5 protein-coding genes and 1 riboswitch are annotated in these 5,296 nt (G+C 70.7%); of the genes, 4 read left to right on the top strand and 1 reads right to left on the bottom strand.

What is annotated here, in order from left to right; genetic code table 11:
- On the bottom strand, positions 1 to 427 hold a 427-nt coding region (locus O3Q52_RS48300), incomplete at its 3' end, for an AAA family ATPase (protein ID WP_332113014.1).
- Between the two features lie 252 nt (positions 428 to 679).
- Positions 680 to 787, top strand: a riboswitch (glycine riboswitch).
- Positions 788 to 951: 164 nt separating this feature from the next.
- On the opposite strand from O3Q52_RS48300, the gene gcvT reads away from it, so the two are divergent.
- From gcvT to O3Q52_RS48280, 4 genes are all read left to right on the top strand, one after another.
- Positions 952 to 2,079: a glycine cleavage system aminomethyltransferase GcvT gene (gene gcvT, locus O3Q52_RS48295; RefSeq protein WP_269654804.1), complete on the top strand. Its 1,128-nt coding sequence runs from the start codon at positions 952 to 954 to the stop codon at positions 2,077 to 2,079.
- 202 nt (positions 2,080 to 2,281) lie between these two features.
- Complete coding sequence (gene gcvH, locus O3Q52_RS48290) at positions 2,282 to 2,659, top strand: glycine cleavage system protein GcvH (protein WP_143640549.1); 378 nt, start codon at positions 2,282 to 2,284, stop codon at positions 2,657 to 2,659.
- 13 nt (positions 2,660 to 2,672) lie between these two features.
- Positions 2,673 to 3,950, top strand: a complete 1,278-nt coding sequence (gene glyA, locus O3Q52_RS48285; protein ID WP_269654803.1) for a serine hydroxymethyltransferase — start codon at positions 2,673 to 2,675, stop codon at positions 3,948 to 3,950.
- Between the two features lie 137 nt (positions 3,951 to 4,087).
- On the top strand, positions 4,088 to 5,296 hold a 1,209-nt coding region (locus O3Q52_RS48280), incomplete at its 3' end, for an L-serine ammonia-lyase (RefSeq protein WP_269654802.1).

The following is a 5,296-nucleotide window of genomic DNA, read 5'->3' as shown; positions in this document are numbered from 1 at the left end:
CGTCCCGGGCCAGCCAGCTGCGCACCCAGGCCTGCGTCCCGCAGTCGTGCACCACGACCCCCTCTCCGGACCGCAGGGCCCGGCGCAGGCCCGCGTAGTGCGCGGCGCGGACCAGGGGCCGGTAGACCGCGTACGGCAGGAAGCGGGCCAGCCTGCCGTCCCAGCGGTCGCGGGTGTCCTGGGAGTCGATGCGGCGGCCCGCCACCGCCCGGCGCATCAGGGTCGACTTGCCGCTGCCGGGCAGGCCCGTGACCACCACCAGGTCGGCCTTGCCGAAGCGCAGACCGTGCGGACTGTGTCCCGCGCGCTCCCGCAGATCGCGGACGACAGGCGCCGGAAGCGGGCCGCACGCCTCCCCGGCCGGGGCAGTGGGCTGCTTGGGCAGCGCGATGGCCGCGCTCGTGGCGTACGCCGTGGTCCTGTTCACCCTGATCGTCCTCCCCATCGGGTCGGGAGACCCATCCCCGTCGAGTGTAAAGAGAAGGTAATGCGCTGGTCCCCTCATTTCTGTTCCCGTCCTGCCACAGCCCCGTCACAGATCGCTGTGGATGCCTGTGGACCCTGTGCGGACGCCGTGCGGCCGGCCCGCGACGCCGTACACCGCCCCCTCGCGAAGAGTCCCCTGCCGCGCCGCTCCGATGCGTGCAATGATGTGCCCGCCAACTGCATACCGGCCGCTTGAATCCGCGCGGGAGAGTTCCGGACACGTTTTTGCGTACGTGGTCCGGGCGCCGAAGGAGCAAGTCCCTCCCTTGAATCTCTCAGGCACCGTTACCGCGCGGGCGAGGCACATCTGAAAAGCGGGCCTTCTTCCCTGTCACCAGGGCGTCGGCTCCACCCAAGGTGCAAGTCAGTGACCGTCCCGTACGACCGGTGGTCACGGCGAACCTCTCAGGTTCCGATGACAGATGGGGAGGAACGACCTCGCCGTCATGCCTTGGGAGCCCCACCGTGAGCAGTAACGCCCCCGTCGACCCGCGCCACACCGCGCTCGACGCCCTCCATCGTTCGCTCGGCGCGACGATGACCGATTTCGCCGGCTGGGACATGCCCCTGCGGTACGGCTCCGAGCGCGACGAGCACCTCGCCGTACGGACGAAGGCCGGACTCTTCGACCTCTCCCACATGGGCGAGATCACCGTCACCGGGCCCCAGGCGGCCGCGCTGCTCGACTTCGCGCTGGTCGGCAACATCGGGGGCGTGAAGCCCGGCCGGGCCCGCTACACCATGATCTGCCGGGCCGACGGCGGCATCCTCGACGACCTGATCGTCTACCGGCTCGCGGAGACCACGTACATGGTCGTCGCCAACGCCTCCAACGCCCAGACCGTGCTGGACGCGCTCGTGGAGCGGGCCGGGGGCTTCGACGCCGAGGTCCGCGACGACCGTGACGCGTACGCCCTGCTCGCGATCCAGGGACCCGAGTCCCCCGGCATCCTCAAGTCCCTCACCGACGCCGACCTGGACGGACTGAAGTACTACGCCGGCCTGCCCGGCACCGTCGCCGGCGTCCCGGCCCTGATCGCGCGCACCGGCTACACCGGCGAGGACGGCTTCGAGCTGTTCGTGGCCCCGGCCGACGCCGAGAAGCTGTGGCAGGCGCTGACCGACGCGGGCACCCCGGTCGGGCTCGTCCCCTGCGGCCTCTCCTGCCGGGACACCCTGCGCCTGGAGGCGGGCATGCCGCTGTACGGGCATGAGCTGAGCACCGCGCTCACCCCGTTCGACGCGGGGCTCGGCCGGGTCGTGAAGTTCGAGAAGGAGGGCGACTTCGTGGGGCGCGAGGCGCTGACCGGGGCCGCCGCCCGGGCCGAGTCGCAGCCCCCGCGCGTCCTCGTCGGCCTGATCGCCGAGGGCCGCCGCGTGCCACGCGCCGGATACCCGGTCGTCGCCGACGGCAAGGTCGTCGGCGAGGTCACCTCCGGCGCACCCTCACCCACCCTGGGCAAGCCGATCGCGATGGCGTACGTCGACGCCGCGCACTCCGCACCCGGCACGCCCGGTGTCGGCGTGGACATCCGGGGCAGCCACGAGCCGTACGAGGTCGTGGCGCTGCCCTTCTACAAGCGCCAGAAGTGACACTGGTCCGCAAGGATCAGAAGTGACACCGGACCGTGGGCGTCAGAAGCGGCACCGGTCCAAAGGCGTCGGAAGCGACACCGGTTCGCAGGCCCTGCGCGACACCGGTCGACAGCGTCAGAAGTGACCCTGAGCACATCCGCCCAGGTCACCCCCAGTCCCCCTGCATCAGCACTCCCCCGCGTACAGGAGAATTCAGGCCATGAGCAACCCCCAGCAGCTGCGCTACAGCAAGGAGCACGAGTGGCTGTCGGGCGCCGAGGACGGCGTCTCGACGGTCGGCATCACGGAGCACGCGGCCAACGCGCTCGGCGATGTGGTGTACGTCCAGCTCCCGGAGGTCGGTGACACGGTGACCGCGGGCGAGACCTGCGGCGAGCTGGAGTCGACCAAGTCCGTGAGCGATCTGTACTCGCCCGTCTCCGGTGAGATCACCGAGATCAACCAGGACGTCGTGGACGACCCCGCGCTGGTGAACACCGCCCCGTTCGAGGGCGGCTGGCTGTTCAAGGTACGGGTCGCGGAGGAGCCGAAGGACCTGCTCTCCGCGGACGAGTACACCGAATTCTCCGGCAGCTAAGGACTCCTGACCGATGTCGCTTCTGAACCAGTCCCTCCACGAGCTCGACCCGGACATCGCCGCCGCCGTCGACGCCGAGCTGAACCGTCAGCAGTCCACCCTCGAAATGATCGCCTCGGAGAACTTCGCCCCGGTCGCCGTCATGGAGGCCCAGGGCTCGGTCCTCACCAACAAGTACGCCGAGGGCTACCCCGGCCGCCGCTACTACGGCGGCTGCGAGCACGTCGACGTCGCCGAGCAGATCGCCATCGACCGGGTCAAGGAGCTGTTCGGCGCCGAGTACGCCAACGTCCAGCCCCACTCGGGCGCCTCCGCCAACCAGGCCGCGCTCTTCGCGCTGGCCCAGCCCGGCGACACCATCCTCGGTCTCGACCTGGCCCACGGCGGCCACCTGACCCACGGGATGCGGCTCAACTTCTCCGGCAAGCAGTTCAACGTGGTCGCCTACCACGTGGACGAGGCCGGCCTGGTCGACATGGCCGAGGTCGAGCGGCTCGCCAAGGAGCACCGCCCGAAGGTGATCATCGCGGGCTGGTCGGCGTACCCGCGACAGCTCGACTTCGCCGAGTTCCGCCGTATCGCGGACGAGGTCGAGGCCTACCTGTGGGTCGACATGGCGCACTTCGCGGGTCTGGTCGCGGCCGGTCTCCACCCGAACCCGGTGGAGCACGCGGACGTGGTCACCTCCACCACCCACAAGACACTGGGCGGGCCCCGCGGCGGCATCATCCTCGCCAAGAAGGCCTTCGCGAAGAAGCTCAACTCGTCCGTCTTCCCGGGCTTCCAGGGCGGCCCCCTGGAGCACGTGATCGCGGCCAAGGCCGTCTCCTTCAAGGTCGCGGCCTCGGAGGACTTCAAGGAGCGTCAGCGCCGTACGGTCGAGGGCGCCCGGATCCTCGCCGAGCGGCTCACCGCGCCCGACACTCGCGCGGCCGGCGTGAACGTCCTCTCCGGCGGCACGGACGTCCACCTGATCCTGGTCGACCTGCGCGACTCGGAGCTGGACGGCCAGCAGGCCGAGGACCGCCTCCACGAGGTCGGCATCACGGTCAACCGCAACGCCGTCCCGAACGACCCCCGCCCGCCGATGGTCACCTCCGGCCTGCGGATCGGCACGCCCGCCCTCGCCACCCGCGGCTTCACCGCCGAGGACTTCGCCGAGGTCGCGGACGTCATCGCCGAGGCGCTGAAGGCCCCCGCGACCTTCGGGAAGGCCGACGCCCAGGTACTGAAGGCCCGGGTGTCCGCACTGGCGGAGAAGCACCCGCTGTACCCCGGTCTGGGCCAGTAGTCCCGTTTCACCGGGGCACCGCGCACACTGGAAGGTGTGCGCGGTGCCCCGCCCGCCCGACACCCACCACCACCGCCCTGGTCGCGGCGCTTCGCGCCTTTCGTTCTTCTGCACCACCCCCGCTTTGAGGAGTCCCCGTGGCCATCTCGGTCTTCGACCTGTTCTCGATCGGCATCGGCCCGTCCAGCTCCCACACGGTCGGCCCGATGCGCGCCGCGCGGATGTTCGCCCGCCGCCTGCGCACCGAGGACGTCCTGTCCTCCGTGACCTCGGTACGCGCCGAGCTGTACGGCTCACTGGGCGCGACCGGACACGGCCACGGCACCCCCAAGGCGGTGCTGCTCGGCCTGGAGGGCGCCTCGCCGCGCACGGTGGACGTGGAGGGGGCCGACGACCGGGTCGAGCAGATCAAGTCGTCGGGCCGCATCGCCCTGCTCGGCGACCAGGAGATCAACTTCTCCTTCGACGACGATCTGGTCCTGCACCGCCGCAAGACGCTGCCGTACCACGCGAACGGCATGACGCTGTGGGCGCACGACGCCTCGGGCGCCGAGCTGCTGTCGAAGACGTACTACTCGGTGGGCGGCGGGTTCGTCGTCGACGAGGACGCGGTGGGCGCGGACCGCATCAAGCTGGACGACACGGTCCTCAAGTACCCCTTCCGCACGGGCGACGAGCTGCTGCGCCTCACCCGCGAGACGGGCCTGTCGATCTCCGCCCTGATGCTGGAGAACGAGCGGGCCTGGCGCACCGAGGACGAGATCCGCGAGGGGCTGCTCGCGATCTGGCGGGTGATGCAGGCGTGCGTCTCGCGCGGCATGTCCCGCGAGGGCATCCTGCCCGGCGGCCTCAGGGTCCGCCGCCGCGCGGCCATGTCGGCCCGTCAACTGCGCGCCGAGGGCGACCCGTTGGCCCACGCCATGGAGTGGATCACGCTGTACGCGATGGCGGTGAACGAGGAGAACGCGGCGGGCGGCCGCGTCGTGACCGCCCCGACGAACGGCGCGGCCGGCATCATCCCGGCGGTCCTGCACTACTACATCAACTTCGTGCCCGGCGCGGACGAGGAGGGAGTCGTACGCTTCCTGCTCGCCGCAGGCGCCATCGGCATGCTCTTCAAGGAGAACGCGTCCATCTCCGGCGCCGAGGTCGGCTGCCAGGGCGAGGTCGGCTCGGCCTGCTCGATGGCTGCGGGCGCGCTGGCGGAGGTGCTCGGCGGCTCTCCCGAACAGGTCGAGAACGCCGCGGAGATCGGCATGGAACACAACCTCGGCCTCACCTGCGACCCGGTCGGCGGCCTCGTCCAGATCCCCTGCATCGAACGCAACGGCATGGCCGCGGTCAAG

It is taken from the genome of Streptomyces sp. ActVer (assembly GCF_027270795.1).
In the GTDB taxonomy this organism is placed as follows: Bacteria; Actinomycetota; Actinomycetes; order Streptomycetales; family Streptomycetaceae; genus Streptomyces; species Streptomyces umbrinus_A.
The sequence above is the reverse complement of the archived record's forward strand: the minus strand, read 5'-3'. Positions and strand labels throughout refer to the sequence as shown.